The 19,973-nt window shown below is 55.1% G+C and carries 18 protein-coding genes; 9 read left to right on the plus strand and 9 right to left on the minus strand.

All coding sequences use genetic code 11. The features are described from left to right. Positions 1-18: 18 nt before the first annotated feature. The 8 genes from QRN46_RS12115 to QRN46_RS12150 are packed head-to-tail and all read right to left on the minus strand — an operon-like array spanning position 19 to position 10,763. The gene (locus QRN46_RS12115; protein ID WP_181457891.1) at positions 19-1,191 is read right to left on the minus strand and encodes a glycosyltransferase; all 1,173 of its coding nucleotides are present in this window, start codon (positions 1,189-1,191) and stop codon (positions 19-21) included. Positions 1,192-1,235: 44 nt separating this feature from the next. Further along, on the minus strand, positions 1,236-3,272 hold the full coding sequence (locus QRN46_RS12120; RefSeq protein WP_011335364.1) for a class I SAM-dependent methyltransferase: 2,037 nt from the start codon (positions 3,270-3,272) through the stop codon (positions 1,236-1,238). Then, the gene (locus tag QRN46_RS12125; RefSeq protein WP_011335363.1) at positions 3,269-6,499 is read right to left on the minus strand and encodes a glycosyltransferase; all 3,231 of its coding nucleotides are present in this window, start codon (positions 6,497-6,499) and stop codon (positions 3,269-3,271) included. Before QRN46_RS12125 ends, QRN46_RS12120 begins: the two co-directional genes overlap by 4 nt. Further along, positions 6,496-7,527, minus strand: a complete 1,032-nt coding sequence (locus tag QRN46_RS12130) for an acyltransferase family protein (protein WP_011335362.1) — start codon at positions 7,525-7,527, stop codon at positions 6,496-6,498. The genes QRN46_RS12125 and QRN46_RS12130 overlap by 4 nt, the downstream gene beginning before the upstream one ends. Before the next feature lie 50 nt (positions 7,528-7,577). Beyond that, positions 7,578-8,336, minus strand: a complete 759-nt coding sequence (locus QRN46_RS12135) for an ABC transporter ATP-binding protein (RefSeq protein ID WP_011335361.1) — start codon at positions 8,334-8,336, stop codon at positions 7,578-7,580. After that, positions 8,333-9,130, minus strand: a complete 798-nt coding sequence (locus tag QRN46_RS12140; protein ID WP_011335360.1) for an ABC transporter permease — start codon at positions 9,128-9,130, stop codon at positions 8,333-8,335. Before QRN46_RS12140 ends, QRN46_RS12135 begins: the two co-directional genes overlap by 4 nt. Further along, positions 9,127-9,603: a GNAT family N-acetyltransferase gene (locus tag QRN46_RS12145; RefSeq protein WP_221616033.1), complete on the minus strand. Its 477-nt coding sequence runs from the start codon at positions 9,601-9,603 to the stop codon at positions 9,127-9,129. The genes QRN46_RS12140 and QRN46_RS12145 overlap by 4 nt, the downstream gene beginning before the upstream one ends. A gap of 32 nt (positions 9,604-9,635) precedes the next feature. Continuing rightward, a complete protein-coding gene (locus QRN46_RS12150; RefSeq protein WP_011335358.1) occupies positions 9,636-10,763 on the minus strand; it encodes a DegT/DnrJ/EryC1/StrS family aminotransferase in 1,128 nt (375 codons plus the stop codon). Positions 10,764-11,598: 835 nt separating this feature from the next. Between QRN46_RS12150 and QRN46_RS12155 the strand changes: the two genes are divergently transcribed. The 9 genes from QRN46_RS12155 to QRN46_RS12195 all read left to right on the plus strand — a co-directional run bounded on the left by QRN46_RS12155 (position 11,599) and on the right by QRN46_RS12195 (position 18,648). Next, the gene (locus QRN46_RS12155; RefSeq protein WP_011335357.1) at positions 11,599-11,883 is read left to right on the plus strand and encodes a hypothetical protein; all 285 of its coding nucleotides are present in this window, start codon (positions 11,599-11,601) and stop codon (positions 11,881-11,883) included. Positions 11,884-12,060: 177 nt separating this feature from the next. Continuing rightward, the gene (gene ihfB / locus QRN46_RS12160) at positions 12,061-12,357 is read left to right on the plus strand and encodes an integration host factor subunit beta (protein ID WP_011335356.1); all 297 of its coding nucleotides are present in this window, start codon (positions 12,061-12,063) and stop codon (positions 12,355-12,357) included. A gap of 27 nt (positions 12,358-12,384) precedes the next feature. Continuing rightward, positions 12,385-12,624, plus strand: coding sequence for a lipopolysaccharide assembly protein LapA domain-containing protein (locus QRN46_RS12165; RefSeq protein ID WP_041475389.1), 240 nt, complete (start codon positions 12,385-12,387; stop codon positions 12,622-12,624). Between the two features lie 227 nt (positions 12,625-12,851). Further along, entirely contained in the window at positions 12,852-13,928 is a 1,077-nt protein-coding gene (gene rfbB / locus QRN46_RS12170) for a dTDP-glucose 4,6-dehydratase (protein ID WP_011335354.1), read from the plus strand. Continuing rightward, complete coding sequence (gene rfbD, locus QRN46_RS12175; RefSeq protein ID WP_011335353.1) at positions 13,925-14,818, plus strand: dTDP-4-dehydrorhamnose reductase; 894 nt, start codon at positions 13,925-13,927, stop codon at positions 14,816-14,818. Before rfbB ends, rfbD begins: the two co-directional genes overlap by 4 nt. After that, positions 14,815-15,705, plus strand: a complete 891-nt coding sequence (gene rfbA, locus QRN46_RS12180; RefSeq protein WP_285354868.1) for a glucose-1-phosphate thymidylyltransferase RfbA — start codon at positions 14,815-14,817, stop codon at positions 15,703-15,705. The genes rfbD and rfbA overlap by 4 nt, the downstream gene beginning before the upstream one ends. 53 nt (positions 15,706-15,758) lie before the next feature. Beyond that, positions 15,759-16,682: a glycosyltransferase gene (locus QRN46_RS12185; RefSeq protein WP_011335351.1), complete on the plus strand. Its 924-nt coding sequence runs from the start codon at positions 15,759-15,761 to the stop codon at positions 16,680-16,682. Beyond that, positions 16,679-17,641 (plus strand): UDP-glucose 4-epimerase family protein, encoded by a 963-nt coding sequence (locus QRN46_RS12190; RefSeq protein ID WP_011335350.1) that lies wholly within the window; start codon positions 16,679-16,681, stop codon positions 17,639-17,641. The genes QRN46_RS12185 and QRN46_RS12190 overlap by 4 nt, the downstream gene beginning before the upstream one ends. Further along, positions 17,638-18,648 (plus strand): MraY family glycosyltransferase, encoded by a 1,011-nt coding sequence (locus tag QRN46_RS12195; protein WP_011335349.1) that lies wholly within the window; start codon positions 17,638-17,640, stop codon positions 18,646-18,648. Before QRN46_RS12190 ends, QRN46_RS12195 begins: the two co-directional genes overlap by 4 nt. A 39-nt stretch (positions 18,649-18,687) precedes the next feature. Here the strand turns inward: QRN46_RS12195 and QRN46_RS12200 are convergent, their stop codons facing one another. Then, positions 18,688-19,677 carry a glycosyltransferase family 2 protein gene (locus QRN46_RS12200; RefSeq protein WP_011335348.1) on the minus strand — a complete coding sequence of 330 codons (990 nt, stop codon included), beginning with the start codon at positions 19,675-19,677 and terminating at the stop codon, positions 18,688-18,690. Between the last annotated feature and the right edge of the window lie 296 nt (positions 19,678-19,973).

A 19,973-nucleotide genomic window follows, 5' to 3' on the forward strand; every position in this document is an offset into this window, starting at 1 on the left:
CCGCTATCAAGGGGCTGATTAAAGAGAATCACTGCGTGAGAAGGCGAATTTGATCCGATTGATCAGTTTGTGTACCAGCAAACGTATTCCGCCTTGGGAATACACGGTTGCTGCGCGTACCCAAAGCGATTCGAATCGAAGAAAGCGCGTCATGACGTAGGATCTGAGTCGGTTGGTTCGCAACGGACTGATCTTGCGGCGTTTCATGTGCTGATGAACTTGAGCGAAGTGCTCGGACCATATGGTCGCCACGTGGGCGACCGAGTGTTTTTTGAAAACATCGTCGTAGGCTTTTGCTGCGATGCGTTCTCGCAGCGTCTTGTCTTCAATCAACCGACTGATCGCCGAATACCACGCGTCGGAGGTATTGGGCGAAAGAACCCCGGTTTCACCCTGGACGATTGATCGTTGATAGGGCGGCATGTCCGAATAGACACCGGGCAGGCCGCATGCCGAGTATTCCCTGTACTTGTTATTGGTCTTGCAGCGATTCGATGCATTGTCGATGAGCGGCGCGAGGCCTATCGACCATTGGCGCTCCTGCTTGAAATGCAGGAAGCCCGCATAGTCCGCAGTGTGGGGGAAGCAGCGAATACGATCGTTGAGCTCAAGATCGTTTGGGGCAGCACCGATAAACTCGAAAACGACCTGCGGGTAGGCTTGAAGAAGAGGGGATATGACAGGCTTGATAATATCCAGATCGTCAGCCCTCGAAGGGCTGCCGGCAAAACCTATTCGCAGTTCATCAAGCTCGATCTTTCGGGTGGGCTGCAACAAGGAAAAATCGAAGAACGAAGGCAATATTTCGATCTTTTCATTGAACTGAAATAAAAACTCCGCAAGCAAGTCAGAATTCGTCAGTACTCTGTGAGCGCTTGAAACGGCCATTTCCAGTGTGTGCCGAATCAATGGGTGCTGGTAATACTTGGCGATCGGTGAGTCGCCTTCGATTTTCCAGAAGTTGTCATCGATGTAGTAAATGTAAGGATGATTGGCGTTCTGCAGTTTCTCTATCCACAGTCGCAGGGAAGGATCGCCGCTGCGCACGAACAGTGGAATAGTGGTTTTGCGAATATCCGCTATCGTCAGTTCGGACAGAAACTTCTTCCGGTAGACAACACCATAGGATCGACAGGCGGACAGCATGTGCTCAATTAAATGAGTCGTTGCTATCTCGCCTTCGATAACCATCAGGATATCTATTTTTCCCTTCATCAAGCTGCGACCTTTGACCATTACTGGAGAGCAGCAAACGGGAAGTATTTGGTGCGCTTTTTCATGATGGAATACTGGCTGACTTCGTAAAGGGCAACCGGTACATCGGAGTCCCTGACGAAGACACGCAGATACCAATTGGCGTCCAGGGTGGCCGCTGTCGGAAGTTCGAATCGAGTCGGCACCTCGGGATCGATGTCGGCGAGAGGTAGAACGACATGGGCAACAACTTCGTCATTGCTGGAGACGATCTCTACGCCCAGCAGGCCGAGTTGCCCGCGCATCAACGGTCGAACCGCGAGCAATACGCCGCCCAGGTTCTCCTGACGAAGTGGCATCAGGTATTCGCGATAGGGAACGTTGCGCAAGTCATCGCCAAGTGTCAGCACGGGCCGAGAGGTCTTGAGCAGGTGTTTCTCAGTAAAGCTTCTGAGCGGCGTGAAGGCCGGGGAAATCGAATTCCACAGCGAGCTTTTACTCTTGTACAGCGACACCAGTTGCAGGGAACGCGAGGAGCGATACTCCCGGACTTCCGATTGAAGACTGTCAATGACCTGCAATGCTTCGTGGCGCGATTGACTGGCCTGGCTCTTTGCAGTGCTGAGAGCCAGGTTCAGATGTTGCACTTCCTGGGCGAGAGGCGATTGAGTCAGTGCTGCTTTCTTCGTCGCCTGCTGGGCGTTGATTACGTCCTGCTGGAGGCGATGCTGTTCGATGTTCCAGGTTTCTTCCTTGGCGCGATACCAGTCGATGATGCCGTTGGCTGCAACGAGTTCGGCTTTGACCAGAGCAACTTTGGCATTGGCAATGGCCGACACTTCCAGGCGGGAGCGCAGCTCCTTGTTTTCCTGCGTCTGATCCAGCAGGGCCTGATGAGCCGCCGAGGTATTGGACTGGGCTTCTGCCAGGCGTTCATGCAGTTCATTGACGAGCAGCAAGGCGTCGACATTGTCGCTTTCAAGTTTGGCGTTCTGTTCGCTCAGGCGGTTTATCTGTTCGCTCAGTTGTTCCTGTTCCAGTTGAGACTTCATCAACCGGGTCTTGCCTTCGTGGATCTGAGCCGAGAGGGCTTCAGCCTTTTCATAGGCACTCATCACCTGCAACCGCAACTGGTGGTTGTCCGCCCGGGCTTCATGCAGCAGACGGTCAGTCAGTGCACGGTCCTCGGTCAGCTCATTGATGCGCCGCTCCAGCAGCGTATCGGTGGTAATCGCCGAGGCCGCCGCAGCGGCTTGTGCTGCCAGTGCCTGAGCAGCTGCGGCTGCTGTCGATTGTTCCGCCGCCGCGGCTTGTGCCGCGTTTGTCGCTTGTGCCAGTTCGGTTTTCAGGCCCTCGATTCGCTGACGAAGAGCGGCTTCCGACTGAGTGAACTTCTGGATGATTTCGTTTTGCTCGTGCATCTTGAGGTGCCTGATGTAATGAGGTTCATAAGGTTTGAATGCGCTGACGTGATCTTCGTAGCTGACGCCAGGCGAGCATTCATCACCTTTCCAAACGATCAACTGGTACATGATCTGGTCACATACGTTGAAGCGCTCGTTACGAAACTTTCTCTTTTGCTCGAGCGGTAGATGCAGGTACTCGGGGAAGTAGAAGAACTCCATGTTGATCAGTCGAATATCGAGACCGGGATTGGAGTTGTCTGACTTTGAAAGTCCCCAGGGGCGCTTTACCGGATCCGCATAGTCCGCTTCATCCACCGGTGTTTCCGTGTGGTCAGTCCAGAAGCGAGGCGTGTGCTCGTTGAAAATCGTGATGTGGTAAGGGTTGGCGATATTCAGTTTCTGTTCGTTATAGGGGGCGATAATGCATACCTGTGCCCCATGCTTACAGACGCGATAGATTTCGCGCATGGTGAACATCAGATCCCGGGCGTGTTCCAGGAAGTGCGACGAGAACAACATATCGACCGAATCATCTTGCAGCGGAATGCCAAGATCGATATCGGCCAGCATATCGACTTCCGGCATCGGGAATCGATCGATGCCGAAAAATCCTTCCTGTTTGCGTTTCCCGCAACCCAGGTCAACGTTCACCACTTCATTCTCTAATGTCATTTATCCAGCGCTCTGCTTAATTGGCTGATCTGACTGCGGGTGGTGTTCAGAGTTGCAAGCAGCATCTGTTCATACGAAGACGCCGAGGTCCTGGACGAGTTGTCGCCGGGCTTTTGTGCAGCTTTGCGGTGCCGGGCGAACTCCTCGAATGCCTGGTTGTACAGATCCACCAGTTCGGAGCGGACGTAGGTCGGGCGGGCAAGGAATTTCATGGATCGCTGCGCACGATCGATGATTTCCAGACGCTGCAATTGTGACAACCGGATGTACTGCGATACTGCCGCTGCCATGGCCTCTGGACTGTCGTCCTGGGCGAGGAAGCCGCTGTAGCGATGTTTGATGATTTCCCCTACGCCGCCGACAATTGTTGAAACAACGGGTATACCCATGGCCATTGCCTGCAACATGGTTTGAGGCATGGACTCATCGGTAGCCGATATCAACAACAAGTCGCACTTATCATAAAACGGTTTTGGATCATCGATAAAACCATGAATGATGAATTTATCTTTATATTGGCTGGCTTCAATTAATGAAGTGCACTCGGCCAGGTATTGATTGTGAAACACCGTGTAGCCGATCAGGTCCAGCGAAACATCGAAGCCGGCATCGTTGAGCAGGATTGCCGCCTGAATTGCGCCGAGTTGGTTCTTTCGCGGCTGCAGCGTGCCGGAGACAAGAATTCGCAAGGCATTGCCGCTCTTGGCTGCACGGGCGCGATTGGTAGCGAAACTGGCGAAGTAATCGTCGGCGACCGGGCAGACGATACGCCGGGCCGGACTTTTCGACAGGCTCGACCATTTGAAGCCATGAGTCAGCGAGGAGCAGTGGATCGAGTCGGCAAAGTGAACGATGGAGTTGCCGGCGCCCTCATAAAACTGGTGGACACTGGCGCTGCAGGGAATGCCCAGTTGTTTGGCCAGCAGGCTCATGGTCGGTGACCATGTCGCAAAGTGCAGGAAGCCGACTCTTTCCGGCTCGAGGCAATTGGACAGATGCCTTGCTGCCGCCTCATCCTGCGGCTGAAACGGACGCTGCGGTTGCGGACTGTCGATATACCCCGAAGGCCATTGCTCTTCGAGCAGGCACGCCCCATTCGTTGCGGCGTCCCAGCGCGCCTTGAAGATCGGGCCGTAGGTGGCATCCTGCGGAACGATGCCGACAACGCGGAAACCCAGCGAAGCCACGAGGCTGGCGTGGCGGATCAGGTGCAGCGTGGCGCCGCCCAGCGCTGTTTCGTGGAAGGCATAGGCAATGGCTTTGTCACCCAGTCTGGAATGCAGGCGAACGGCTTCGCAGCTGGCAAGGAAGTCGTAGAACTGCGATTCGGTGGTATAGCGCGAAAGCACCAGTTCCCGGGCGTTTTCCAGCATCTGGTCACGCTTTTGCTGGCCCATTTCGTAGCAATGATTCAGCGCCTGTTCCCAGGCCTCGACCGTGTTTTCGACCTTCACACAACAGGCATCTGGAATGTCGGAGTAGGGTACGGCATCGGTGAAGATGCCGATGGCGCCGGCGGCGACTGATTCCAGCAATTTGACCGGGCTTTTGCTGCGCGCGGCGCGGGTGCTGAAGTCCAGGGGAACCAGTGCGATGTCGAAGCTGGTTTCGCTCAGGTCGCGAATATAGCTTTCGTAGACGTGAGTGAACGGTTTGAAGAAGACCGGACATTCCAGTGTGCCGAATTTCTCCGGATCCAGACCCCAGAAGTGAAACTCTACCGAATTGGCGTGGGCGCTGGCGAAGTTCGCAAGTGCTTGCCAGAGCTCGCGCAGAATATCCTCGCGCACGGCACCGGACATGATTGCAACTTTCAGACGCTTGCCGCGGCTATAGGTGCGTTTTTGCACGAACCGGGCATGAATGTTGGTATTGAGCCGAACTGTTTTACTGTTGAGCTCGCGCAGGTCTTCATTGATTGCATCGCTGTAACCGATGCAGGTGTCGACCGACTGGATCTGTTGCGCGATGTTCTGATAGGTCGGTGTGCCAGGCGCAAGAAAGCTGTGTTGGGGACCGACTTCATGGAAGTGCAGCATGTTGTCGTCCATCAAGTAGGCCAAAGGCATATTGCCTTTCTGGTTCTTGACGAACTGGCTGCCGGCAACGCCGACAGTGCGATAGAGCACGGTCACATCCACGCCCGCCAGATCGATGACCGGCAGGTCGTTTTCCTTGACGAAAGTGCTGGTGATCGCCCGCTGTTCTGCCAGTTGCGTGAAGTTGTGGATCGTGACATCCACCGATGTCGAATAATCCGGTTTCACGGTCAACAAGTGCAGCTTGCGTCCTCGAGCGGCCGCTGCGACCGCCATTTCGGAGTCGCTGCAGTAATCATTGAACTTGGTCAGGAACGGCGCGGCTTCCATGCGCCGGTATTCAATGATTTCCGCATCGGTGAACGTATCGGCAAATTGCGACAGATCGATGACGTCGTAGTCGTTGATTTTTGCAGGGGTCAGCAAATGATCGCGTGGTATCGCCAGGCTCTTTCTGTACCGCGCGAAGAACAATGGAATTTCCTTGCCCAGCGAGTCGACCAGGTTGGCCCGTACATGCGACGTCACTTCGTCGACCCAGATAAAGTCGGCGTGTTTGGCGAATCGCAACCACAGATCATAGTCCGAGTAACGGCGCATCATGACGTGCGAGTCATACATGCCTGCGATATCAAACAGGGACTTGTGGTGCATGACCGTGTTGTTGGCAATGTAGTTGCCGTTCATCAACAGGCCATAGTTGAACGGTCCGCCCAGCTTGCGGGTAGTGATCGACCCGTCGGCGAGAGCGATGTCGACGCTGGCGTTGGCATAGGCCACTGCAGGTCTGGTGCACTTTTCCAGCTGCTCGACACGCACTTGCAGGCTGTGCTCGGTCCACATGTCGTCGTCGAACTGGTAGGCAATGTATTTGCCTTTCGCCCGCAGTGCCGCCTGGTTGACGCGCAAGGCCGGCAGGCCGCTGTTCTTGTGGTACGAATGAACAATGATGCGCGGATCTTTCTTCAGGTATTCCTGCAGGACGGCCGCAGAGCCGTCCCGTGAACCGTCGTCGACAATGATCAGTTCAAAGTTTCGGTAACTTTGTGCCAATACACTGTCGATGGATTCCTGCAGCGGCCCGTGGCCGCGGGAATAGGTCGGGAGAATCACCGTGACCTTCGGTTTCGACGGTGCCTTGGAACTGGCATGAATCTTCAGGTCAGAGGAGAAATCACTAAATTTCATGGCTGCTCCAGGGGCTGGTTCTGATGAAGCGAGCTTTGGCGGGTCAGAAGTTTATCTACGGCCGGGCGAATTTTGGTCTGATAGAGCCAGTACTCGAACTTGCCGAACAGAAAGGCTGCCGGCAATGCAATCGCGGTCATGATCGCAATCGAGGTGTAGAGATCCACACCGTGAGGTTTGAGGGCCAGGAACAGGCAAAAGATCACCGGCATGTGCATCAGGTAGATGCCGTAGGAGTAGTCGCCCAGTTTGATGAGAAATGCTGGAAGTGCGGGCAGTCTGATCAGTGCCAGGATAGCGATGGCGCCCATTGTGCAGATGATGGCGGTATAGCGCTGTTCAGGAAAATACACCGCCTCCAATGCCATGACGAAGAGAGCGGCATAGGCAATCCCGTTTGTCGGCTGGAAAAGCAGGCGCGACAGGAAGAAACCGACGATGAAGTAAATGTTCAGCGTCGAAATAACGATTTCACTCAATGTCGGCATGGCGACACTGGTCTTGATGCCTGCATTGGCAAACCCAAGGATGACCAGCAACCAGGCAAACATGGCAATGTTCAACAGTTGTGGTCTGGCCTTGAAGGCAATCATCGCCAGGAACACCAGTGCGTAGAAAAATACTTCGTAGATCAATGTCCAGTATGGGATCTGGAACGTCCCGTTCAGCGAGCCGACCGGAATCAGCAGCATCGAAAGTGTGCCGCTGTTCAAAACAGGACGGTAACTGGAGAAAACAAGGAAAATCAGCGAGGCAACAATGACGGCAATGAAAAAGGCCGGGTAGATGCGCGCGAGTCGGTGCGCAGCGAACAGGCTTGGTTTCTTGTCTGTCTGCAAGGCGATGACGAAGCCGGAAATGATGAAAAATACGAAGACACCGATCGATCCGAAGCTCAGTCGCAAGAAGCCTTGCAGGGAATCGTTATTGATTTGTCCGGAGAAGTACACCGCGTGTTGAATGAAAACCAGCAGTGCAGCAAGCCACCGCAGGGCTTGAATGTTCTTTAAGTTATAGGGGGTCGTCATGTTGGCTCGCTATCCTAGCTGTAAGTCTTGGCCGGAAAAGGTTGAGATTTTTATTGAGCGTTGGTGTGCGCTTCGTTGTAACGCTTGACGATTTCGTCGGTCGGGCCATCCGCGACAATCTGGCCTTTATGCAGCCACACCGTGCGGGTGCAGAAGTCATTCAGCAGATTGAAGTTATGGGTGGTGAACACCAGGATTTTTCCCTGTTCCATAAATTCGAACATGCGGCGTTTGGCTTTTTCCGCGAAGGAAATGTCACCGGCGCCCATGACTTCGTCGATCAGCAGGATTTCCGGGTTGATGCTGGTCGACACGGCAAATGCCAGACGAATGAACATCCCGGAGGAGTAAGTACGTACCGGGTAGTCGAGAAAGTCGCCGAGCTCAGTGAACGCGGCGATTTCCGGCAGCTTTTCTTCGATGGCATCGGCGGACATGCCCAGCAACAGTCCGCGAATACGGATGTTGTCCCAGCCCGACTGATTCATCTCGAAACCGGTGGCGAACTCGAACATCGGGCAGACGTGCCCTTTGATCGAAACCGATCCTGCGGTGGGCGGATAAATGTCCGCCATGACTTTGAGCAAGGTGCTCTTGCCGGCGCCATTGAGCCCGATCAGCCCGACACGCTCACCATGGTTGATTTCCAGGTTGATGCCTTTGAGCGCTTCGATACGATAGTTGGTGGCCGTATCGACATTGCGCGTCAGCAACTTGCGCTTGAGCCAGCTTTTCAGTCCCTCTTCACTGCTGAGTGCACCTTCGAAGGTGATGTCAACGTTTTTCAGAATCAGCGATGCACGAGTCATAAGAGGAAAACCACACGAGAATCAAGCTTGTAGGCGACAAGCAAAGCGGCTACCCAGGTGGCCAGTACATACACACCGGCGTACAGGTAGTTTTCCGGCAGGGCAAGTTCACCCTGAATGATGGGGTGTCGTACCACGTCGATGAGGTAATAGAGCGGGTTGAACTGATAGATGAACCCAAGTCCTTTCTCATGGAGCAGTTTGATCGGGAACATGATCGGCGTGATGAAGAACATCATCTGCAGCATGACGGCCATGGCATGGGGAAAGTCGCGAAAACGTGCGCCCAGATAGGCGCTGACCGCGATATGACCCAGTGCCGCCATGATCAGCAGGGCCAGCCCCGGAAGAGCGTACAGCCAGCCGAGCGGAGTGATCTCGTTGAAGAACAGTTGCACGGGGATCACGACGGCAATGCCGATCAACAATACGATCACGCTCGAGATCAGCGTTCTCAGCAGGTAAATCTGCTTTGGATAGGAGAACTGTTTTATGTAGCCCTCGGCCCTGACGAACGTGGCGCTGGCATCGGTGATCGATGCCACGATAAAGCCCCAAAGGGCGAAACCGCAGGCCAGGTAAGGCAGAAACTCGTGAACAGGTTGGCCGAACAGCAGACCGTAGATGAGCCCGACACCCGTCACAAAAAAACCGGTCGTCAGCACGATCCACAGGGGACCGAAGAATGACCGGTGAAATTTTGCCTTGATGTCCTGAACGCCCAGGTAAGTCCAGACGCGCCACATTTTCAATGCGCGCGTGCTATCGATAAACAGCCTCGTGACACTCGTCATTCAGTTCTCGCCTGTTTTTTTCGAAGGCCCATTCTGATGAGGCCGTCGTAACGCTGCTCTTCACAAAAACCGTGTTTGCGGTAAAGGTGAATGGCGCGATCGTTGGTCTCGATGACTTCGAGAAAGACATAGTCCAGATCAAGCGTGTGCCAGCAGATATCCAGCAGTACACCACAGGCACGACCGATATGGCCGCGACCCGCCTGATCGGCGTCAACCAGAAAACGACCGACTTCAGCGGTGCGGTTCTGCCAGTCGATGCCATAGACGGACGCCTGGCCGACCAGCTTGCCGTCTGCTTCGACGACAAACAGAAAGTCGGTCTCGCTCGGCTGATAACGCTGATGAAACCAGTTGGCATGCTGCTCGTAAGTGAGAGGCGTCGAAGTTTTGAACCAGACACGTGCCTCGTCCCGGTTTCTCCAGGACAAGGTCTCGTGCAGGTCACTCTCTTCGATCAAGCGAAGGCGCATTGCGCCTTCATCAAACGAGGGGAGTGAGCGCTTCATTTTGCGTAGCGGATCAGCAGTTCGCACACGGTGTCGACGTCGGCACGGGTCAGCCCCAGATGCATCGGCAGCGACAGGATTTCCTGGCTGGCCTTGGCTGCATTCGGGCAGGTGCCGGCACCGAACGAATACATCGAGTACTCGGTGTTATCGCGGTAGTGCACGCCCGGGTAGATCTGGTGCTCGTTCAGCGCGAGCATCAGAGCATCGCGATCCTTGACGCGAATCTGCAGCAGGTGGGTCGAGGACTCGCAACCTGGTGTTACGTTGACGATGTCGATCTTGGTCTGGCCGGCCAGGTTCTCACGGTACCAGCTCGCCAGCTGACGACGGTAGGCGTTGTCCAGGTCCAGGTATTTGAGCTGAACCAGGCCCATGGCCGCCATGATCGAGTTGCCGTGGTATTTGTAGCCCAGCTCTTCAACGTCGTACATCCACTTGTACGCGCCTTGTGCGGCGGTGCGAGCGAAGGTGTCTTTGTTGATGCCCAGCCAGCTCAGCTTGCGAACCCGCTCGTCGTCTTCTTTACTCTTGAAGCAGATCATGCCGGAGTCGGCGGTCGGCAGGTTTTTCACAGCCTGGAAGCTGAACACGACGCAGTCGGCTTCTTGGCCAACATGTTTGCCGTTGACGCGAGTGCCTGCCATGTGGGCGGCATCCAGGATCAGCTTGATGTCGTGCTCTTTGCAGATTTCGACGATTTTCTGGTACTGGCCGATGTTGCCACCGATGCCGACAAAGATCAGAGCCTTGGTTTTTGGCGTGATGCGCTCGATAACGCTTTCCGGGTCAAGGCACAGCGATGCGTCGACGTCCGCGAATACAGGCTTCATGCCCGCATACAGAATGGCGTGGTTGGTCGAAATGAAGGTCAGTGGCGTGGTGATGACTTCATCTTCATCGCTCCAGCCGAACTTGGTCTTGTACAGTTCTACTGCCAGGTGCAGGCCAACGGTGTTGGAGCTCAGGAAGTGGGCATTCGGCAAACCGGTATAGGTTTTCCATTCCTCTTCCATGGTCGCGGTTTTGAAGCCGAGACCGGTCCAGCCTTTTTCGAGGCATTCGCGAATGGCAGCGAGGCATTCATCAATACGGAATTTTGGTACGAACAGCTGAATCGACATGGAATGTCCTTATAGGTAGATCAGGCTACAAACTGGGGGGTTGCCTTACTTACCGATCGAGGTTGTGCAAGAGTTGGGCGTATGAACCTGGATCAATGCGGTGACATCGACACCAGATCGCAATTTTTTTGAGGGTGGATCCGGTCAAGCTGGGTATCGCGGTGCTGGCAGATATGTGAACTCCATGTCTCGACTCCAGTAAAAGCTGGAGAAAAGTCTTCTCACAGGTGAACGTCAGTTTTTGCAATGACTCTGCTGGCCTCGCAACGTCAGAAACACGTATACGCTTTTGAGCCAAACCTCGGCATTCGAGCTGCGGAGGCTTTGAAAAACTTCGTGAGTTGCCTATATGCAAGGTAAAACATCAGCGCTTTTCGTGGGGGCCAAGTCGGCTTTTTCATCACTTAACTCGTGACTTTTCCGATGATGCGTACAGGTTTTTCCTACGCTTGGCGCGGCGATAATAACCATTTATGACGGTCTAGACCATCATTGGGATCCGACTGGTATCGGTTCTCGTCTGAAAGTGGATTGCATTTCGCGCCCCCGTGGCGGCAGGTTTGGGGCGTGACAGGCTGTGCTTTTGTGGTGTTTGGAAGTGTTCATTGAATTATTTTGTAACAAGAATGGGGTAAGGTTTTAAGGGGGTTGGTCGGGCTGAATCCGTCTTTTTTCTCGTGAGGCGTGCGTCCCGTTCTGCCTGAGGTGAAATGGGCTTTTTCAAGTGACGGGCATTAAAAAGGAAACCAAGTTCGGTGCCTTGTGGTCTTTTCTGGACGGGGCGGATCTGAGCTGCCTTTGCAGGGTGTTGGTTGTGTCGGGGGTAGGTAGGGGGATGAACAGGTTTATCGTTGTTGCGATGTTGCTGATCCTGGCGGGCTGTACAACCAACAGTAAAACCCATGTCGTTCGTGGCGAAACCGGTGTACGTATCGATTGTTCGGGGCTTGGCTCCAGTTGGGAGAAGTGCGAAAAGCGTGCGGCTCGCGAGTGTCCGGCGAAGGGGTACAAGGTCGTGGCCAGGTCCAGTGATTCCAAGGAGGACGCCGAGGACTATCCATTCGGCTGGAACCCGGCCGGATACCTGACGCGAACGATGTTTGTGATCTGCAAACCGTGAAAAACACTGCCGGGACGGGGTCGGAGTTCCTGAGGTTCGGGCTGGCGCCCGCCGCGGCTCCGGGCCCTGTAAAGTTGAACTTGCGGGTTCGTCAATACTCAGGCTGTTCAAAATCTTCAGCGCATGCTAAAACCCTTTGTAGCGCGGATCTAGCTGCTTGAAAAAGAAGGGAAAAACATGACGAAGTCGGAGTTGATCGAACGAATTGTCACCCATCAAGGGCTGCTCTCATCCAAAGATGTGGAGTTGGCCATCAAGACCATGCTTGAGCAAATGTCCCAATGCCTTGCTACCGGTGATCGCATAGAGATCCGCGGGTTTGGCAGCTTCTCCCTGCACTATCGCGCACCGCGTGTTGGGCGGAACCCGAAAACCGGGCAATCCGTCAGCCTTGACGGTAAGTTCGTTCCACATTTCAAGCCGGGCAAGGAGTTGCGTGACCGCGTGAACGAGGAAGAGGAGGGCGAGCTTTGATTTCGTCGAGATTTCGGAGTGTCGGTCATGCGTAACTTCAAGCGTGCAGGCTTCGTCGTATTTTTCCTGTTATTGGTCCTGATGCTGCTGGCATTTGTCCTTGAGAATCAACAATCGGTCTCGTTGCTGTTTCTGGGATGGGCGGGGCCCCAGTTGCCTGTCTCTTTGATCGTGGTGCTGGCATTGCTGGCGGGCATGATAGTTGGCCCGCTTATAAGAGGTATTCTACGTATTGTGCCGCGTGTTTCACGCAAGCGGCCTGTTTAAGGCCGATGCCCTTCAGACGTGCGTATGAAATTGCACAGCAGCTTGTCCATATCCATTAGTAAATCTTCCGGTAAACTGTAAAATGCTACGCCGTTCCGATGGTGGTTATCCCTGTCGGTGCAGGCTGTTTCTATCGAAAGCCTCCGCAAAGTTGATGGCTTTTGCATTCATGGATCAGGCAGGGCCCGGTTGGCGGTCCTCTCAGTAACTCAAGGGTATGGTTTCGCGTGAAAATTCTAGTCACCGGCGGTGCAGGTTTTATCGGTTCGGCAGTCATCCGACACATCATTTCCAATACCACCGACTCCGTTGTCAATGTCGATAAGCTCACCTATGCCGGCAACCTTGAGTCGCTCGCCGAAGTCAGCCAGGATTCGCGTTACGCATTCGAGCGAGTCGATATCTGTGATCGTGATCAGATCGACCGTGTTCTGCGTGAACATCAACCAGATGCCATCATGCACCTGGCGGCCGAATCCCACGTCGATCGTTCCATTTCCGGCCCGTCCGAGTTTATCCAGACCAATATCATTGGCACCTACACTCTTCTCGAAGCGGCCCGCCACTACTGGGCGGCCCTCGATGATCAACGCAAGGCCGCTTTCCGTTTTCACCATATCTCCACCGACGAAGTTTACGGAGACCTTGAGGGTCCCGAAGATCTCTTCACGGAAACCACGCCGTATCAGCCAAGTTCGCCTTACTCGGCCAGCAAGGCCAGCTCCGACCACCTGGTTCGCGCCTGGGCTCGTACCTATGGCCTGCCAACGCTCGTTACCAACTGCTCGAACAACTATGGTCCTTGCCACTTCCCCGAGAAGCTGATCCCGCTGATCATTCTCAACGCGCTGGAAGGCAAGCCGCTGCCTGTTTACGGCAAGGGTAACCAGGTGCGTGACTGGCTTTATGTCGAGGATCACGCACGCGCCCTGTACAAGGTCGTGACCGAGGGCGTTATCGGCGAGACCTATAACATTGGCGGCCACAACGAAAAGCAGAACATCGAAGTGGTGAATACCCTTTGCGCCCTGCTTGACGAACTGCGTCCTGACTCCGCTCACCGTCCGCATGCCAGCCTGATCACCTATGTTCAGGATCGTCCGGGACACGATCAGCGTTACGCGATTGACGCCAGTAAAATCCAGCGTGAGCTGGGCTGGACGCCCGAGGAGACCTTTGAAAGTGGAATCCGTAAAACGGTCGAGTGGTATTTGAGCAATACTGAGTGGGTCGCTCACGTGAAGAGTGGCAGCTACCAACAGTGGATTGACCAGAACTACGCAGGTCGTTCGACAAAGGCATGAGAATCCTCCTTCTAGGAAAAAATGGCCAGGTGGGCTGGGAGCTGCAACGCTCCCTGGCGCCACTGGGCGAGCTGTTGTCCCTTGATCGTCAAACCGTGGGCGGTTTGTGTGGTGATCTCACTGATCTCGAAGGTCTGCGCGCGACCATTCGCACGGTCAGGCCAGACGTGATCGTTAATGCCGCCGCCTACACTGCCGTAGACAAAGCCGAATCCGAGCGGGAGCTGGTTGATCTGGTGAACGTCAAGGCGGTGCAGGCCTTGGCCGAGGAGGCATTATCCCTGGGCGCATGGCTGGTTCACTATTCAACGGACTACGTTTTCAGCGGAGAGGGCACTACCCCCTGGCTGGAAGACGCTGCAGTTGCACCGGTCAATCACTACGGTGCCAGCAAGTTTGCCGGGGAAGAGGCGGTCGTTGCATCCGGCTGCAAGTACCTGATCTTTCGTCCAAGCTGGATCTACAGTGCTCGCGGCAACAACTTCGCCAAGACCATGCTTCGCCTGGCCAGAGAGCGTGAAGAACTGAATGTGATCAACGATCAGATCGGTGCGCCGACCGGTGCGGATCTGATCGCCGATGTCACTGCACACGCCATTCGCCAGGTTTTGCAGCGCCCGGATCTGGCAGGTGTCTACCACCTGGCGGCGGCGGGTGAGGTGTCATGGCATGGCTATGCCCAACATGTTGTCGAAGTGGCGAAAGCGCATGGCGAGACGCTGGCTGTGATGTCGATCAATCCGATTGAAACGGCAGCCTATTCGACGCCTGCGCGTCGTCCCCGGAATTCGCGATTGAATACCCGGAAGCTGCGTGACAATTTTTCTCTACACTTGCCGGATTGGCAAAGTGGTGTAACCCGAATGCTTATGGAAGTTCTGAATAAATGACCACGACAAATCGTAAAGGCATCATCCTCGCTGGCGGCTCGGGCACTCGTCTGCATCCGTTGACCCTTGGTGTTTCCAAGCAGATGTTGCCGATTTACGACAAGCCGATGATCTTCTATCCGTTGTCGGTACTGATGCTGGCCGGCATGCGTGAAATCCTGATTATCTCCACGCCGGAAGATTTGCCCTGTTTCAAGAAGCTGCTGGGTGACGGCAGCCTGTACGGTATCAAGTTGAGCTATGCCGAACAGCCATCTCCGGATGGTCTGGCGCAGGCGTTCATCATCGGCGAAGAGTTCATCGGCAAGGATCCTTGCTGCCTGATTCTGGGCGACAACATCTTTTACGGTCAGCACTTCTCGGACAATCTGCGTTCTGCCAGTGCCCAGGCGTCCGGTGCTACCGTGTTTGGCTACCACGTTTCCGATCCGGAGCGTTTCGGTGTCGTCGAGTTCGACAAGACGGGCCAGGCACTGAGTATTGAAGAGAAGCCACTGAAGCCGAAGTCCAACTACGCTGTTACCGGCTTGTACTTCTACGACAACGATGTGGTCAGGATCGCCAAAGGCATCAAGCCATCGGAGCGCGGAGAGCTGGAAATCACCGACGTCAACCGTGCCTATCTCGAGCAGAAGTCGCTCAAGGTGGAGATGTTGGGTCGTGGTTTTGCGTGGCTCGACACCGGTACGCATGACTCGCTGCTTGAGGCCAGTCACTTCGTTCATACGATCGAGCAGCGTCAGGGCTTGAAAGTGGCATGTCTCGAAGAGATCGCCTATCACAATGGCTGGATCACTGCCGAGCAGCTGTCCGCTCAGGCCGACGCGTTGAAGAAAACCGGATACGGGCAATACCTGCAGAAACTGCTGGATTCACCTGCTCACTGATTGGAAATTCGTTTTCCTTTCAATGCTGCGTTCAACCGGTAAGCAGGATAGGCATGCCAGTAAACCCTCCTAAAGTTGCCGTGTTGCTGGCGGCCTACAACGGCATGCAATGGATCGAGGAGCAACTTTGCTCGATCCTTTCTCAGACAGGCGTTGATGTGACTATTCACATCAGCGTCGATCCCTCCAATGATGGCACCGAATCCTGGTGCGCATCGTTCGCCGCTCGGCATTCGAATGTCGTTCTGTTGCCGCCGGCAGGGCGTTTCGGAGGAGCATCGCGCAACTTCTTTCGTTTGATGCGTGATGTCGAGCTGGGCGCTTACGATTATGTCGCTTTCGCCGATCAGGACGACATATGGCGTCTCGACAAGCTGGAGCGTGCCTGCCGTTTGTTGCGCCAGCAGAGCGCGGACGCTTACTCGAGCAATGTGTCGGCTTTCTGGCCTGATGGTCGTACTCACTTGCTGGACAAGGCTCAGGCTCAAGTCGAATGGGATTATCTGTTCGAGGCTGCCGGCCCCGGCTGCACTTATGTTTTCACTCGGTCATTGGCAGGCGCGATCAAGGCGTCCATGGTTGCCAACTGGCAGGCGTTGCAGGAGGTCAGTCTGCATGACTGGTATTGCTATGCATTTGCCCGAAGTCATCGGTATTCATGGGTGATCGATCCTGAATCGACCCTGCAATACCGGCAGCATGAGCGCAATCAGGTCGGTGCCAACACTGGGCTCGGTTCATTGGTTGTCCGGTACAAGAAAATCCACAACGGTTGGTGGTTTTCCCAGGCTCGACTGATCGCCCTGCTGGTTGGTAAGGAGCAGGATCCTTTCGTTCGTGGCTGGCAGGATTTGCGACGCTGGCAGTTACTGAAGCTGTCCCTGAGTGCCTGCAGGTGCCGGCGCCGGGGCAGGGACAAGTTGTTCTTTTTCTTCGTGTGCTGGCTGACCGCGCTGGTTGGAAACAAGGCCGAATGAACATGCCAAGAGTGTTGGTAACCGGCGCCAGAGGATTTGTCGGTGAGGCGGTGGTCTTCAGGTTGCTGCTTGATCGGCGAGTGGTTCCGGTGGCTGCCGCCAGGGGCGAGACGCGTCTCAAGGGTTTGTGTCCGATTGTGTCGCTGGAGCTCGGCGATCAAGCTGCGCTTCCTGATTTGAACGGCATTGACGTCATTGTGCATGCCGCTGCGCGGGTGCACGTCATGGACGATTCGTCCTCTGATCCGCTGGCGGAATATCGGCGGGTGAATGTCGATGGGACCCTCCAGCTGGCGCAGCAGGCCTCAGCGGCGGGCGTCAAACGGTTTATTTTCATCAGCAGTATCAAGGTCAATGGCGAGCAGACCGAGCCTGATCGGCCATTTACTGCGCTGGATCGGCCCATGCCGAAAGACCCGTATGGCGTTTCCAAGCTGGAGGCGGAGCTTGCCTTGCAAAAGCTCGCTCAGGAGACCGGCATGGAAGTGGTCATCATCCGGCCGCCGTTGGTCTACGGGCCGGGAGTCCGGGCAAACTTTCTCAGCATGATGCGCTGGCTCGATAAAGGCGTGCCGTTGCCGTTCGGTGCGATCGATAATCGTCGAAGTCTGGTTTCGCTGACCAATCTTGTCGATCTCGTGGTGACCTGTATCGATCACCCGAAGGCTGCGGGGCAGGTGTTTCTTGTCAGTGATGGCGAGGATCTGTCGACGACCACGCTCTTGAGCGGCATGGCGCGTGCGCTCGGGAAAACAGCGGCGCTGGTGCCGCTCCCTGCGGTATTGCTGACATGGCCTGCCAAGCTGCTTGGAAAAGGAGCGTTGGCGCAGAGGCTCTGTGGCTCCTTGCAAGTCGATATCAGGCATACACGAGAGGTGTTGGGTTGGACACCTCCCTCTAGGGTGGAGAGGGCATTGCGCCAGACCGCTGACTACTACCTGGATACCAAGAACAGATGATTTTCTGGAGTATTTTGCTTGTCGTTTTTCTCCTGTCCTGGGGGTTGACGCTGGTCTTGCGGCGTTACGCGCTGGCCAGAAGCCTGATGGATGTGCCGAATGAGCGCAGTTCCCATTCGATTCCAACGCCCAGGGGAGGCGGTGTTGCGATTGTGGTGGCATTTGCCCTGGCTTTGCCGTTGCTGGTCGCGGCAGGGCTTTTCGAACAGGCCGCGATGATCGGTATTCTGGGCGCCGGATTGTTGGTTGCAGTGATTGGCTTCGCCGATGATCACGGACATATCGCTGCCCGTTGGCGTCTGCTTGGGCACTTTATTGCTGCCGGCTGGGCGTTGTTCTGGATCAAGGGTCTGGCGCCTGTCCCATTGTTTGGCGCACTGGTTGACCTGCGATTGCTTGGCGACCTGCTTGCCGTGATCTATCTGGTGTGGATGCTCAATCTGTATAACTTCATGGATGGCATTGACGGCCTGGCCAGTGCTGAAGCCATCAGTGTCTGTCTGGCGGTCTGCGTTGTTTACGGCTGGTGCGGCCATCCCGACTTGATCGGTGGCGCGCTGGTTCTGGCTGCGGCTGTCGCCGGTTTTCTTTGCTGGAATTTCCCGCCTGCACGGATCTTCATGGGGGATGCGGGCAGCGGGTTTCTCGGCATGGTGCTGGGAGCCATGGCGCTTCAAGCGGCGTGGGAGAAACCGGAGCTGCTGTGGAGTTGGTTGATTCTGTTGGGGGTTTTCATTGTTGACGCTACCTGGACGCTGGTCCGGCGGTTGCTAAAGGGCGACAAGGTGTATCAGGCTCACCGTAGTCATGCCTATCAGCATGCTGCGCAACGCACTTCGAGTCATCTGGCCGTCACATCGGCGGTGGTGGTGATCAACGTGGTCTGGTTGTTGCCATGGGCGTTGCTGGCTGGAACCGGTGTTGTGCCAGGTGTTCTGGGCTGTATGGTCGCCTACGTGCCGTTGGCATTCATCGCCTGGAAGTACAGGGCTGGCCTGGCAGCGTAAATCGTCGTACTGACAGGCGCGGGCCCGTCAGTCGTCCGCTTAGATCTTGTTCATCAGCGTAGCGACGATCAGGCTGATGTTGCCTTTGAGTGTCTGGCGGTGGACTCCGCTTTTTCGCATCCGGTAAAGCCGTCCCGGCAGGCTGCTGCGTCGAGCGGTTTCGAACAGCTCCAGTACCTGCCTGTTTCTGTCGGTCAACCTGTCGCGAACGGTATGCAGGATGCTGAGGTTCTGGGTGCTCCACTGGCTGAAGCGTCCCGTGAACATTTTGCGCAGTCGCAGGATCTGGTTTTTCAGATCGGCGTTGGCGCCGATCAGATTCCCTTCATGCTGACGGTAATGGAGAGAGGGGGTCGGGTCGTAGATTACCCGTCCGCCGCAGCCGGTGACCAGCAAGTAGGTCAGCCAGTCATGTGCGACGACCGGAGCGTCATCGGCTACTCGCAGCAAAAGTGCGCGTGCAGCATTATTGATCAACATTGTGTTGGCGCCGGCGATGCTTTGAACCAGTGCGTTCTCGAAGCAGGGTGTTCGCAGAAACAGAGGCGAATAGCCGATAGGCTCGAGACTTGAATTGACCAGTGCAGTTCGAGAGCAGTACAGGGCGGGGGCATTCCCTTCTTCAGGCAGCAAGTCGAGACTTCGGCTAAGTTTGTTTTTAAACCATATATCGTCTTGGTCGCTGAAACAAAAATAGTCGGCAATGATTGACGGGTTTTTCACAAGTGACAGAAAGTTTCTGGCAAACCCCTTTCGAGGTCCCTGCAGAATGACCAGTCGCTCACTGCCCAGTCGAAGTTGGTAGTCTTTCAATATGTCCAGTGTTTCGTCAGACGAACCGTCATCCGAGACGTAGATTGCCCAGTTCTGATGGGACTGTTCAATAAATGAATCGAGTTGCTCTTTTAGAAAACGCGCGCCGTTATAGGTACAGACCAGAATTGCAATTTTCTTGTTGTTTTGATCAGGCGTATCGGGTGCTGAGGAGTGCTGTATTTCAGGGGTTGATTCTTGGTTCGGCTTGTCCATGAATTTGATCTCTGGCTCCCTGATCATGCAGCGATTCGACATGAAGATATTACGGAAAGAAAAAGGCGTTAACGGCTGGCTTTGATATCGGGCGGGGTCGCTGAGCAGCAGGCGTCGAGCGCCGGAAAAGGGGTGCAGCTTAACAGACGCGCCGGGGTGCTGACGAGCGGTCAGGGCGCAGATGGCGTAACGCGGGGCGCCGGCCGGTCACTTGGCAGTCGTATTCTCTGGTTGAAGGAGGATACAATGCAGGTTGGTTTATAGTTCATGGAGTGGGACGGTGATCGGGCGATTCA

Source organism: Pseudomonas sp. lyk4-R2A-10, from assembly GCF_030209075.1.
Lineage (GTDB): Bacteria > Pseudomonadota > Gammaproteobacteria > Pseudomonadales > Pseudomonadaceae > Aquipseudomonas > Aquipseudomonas glycinae.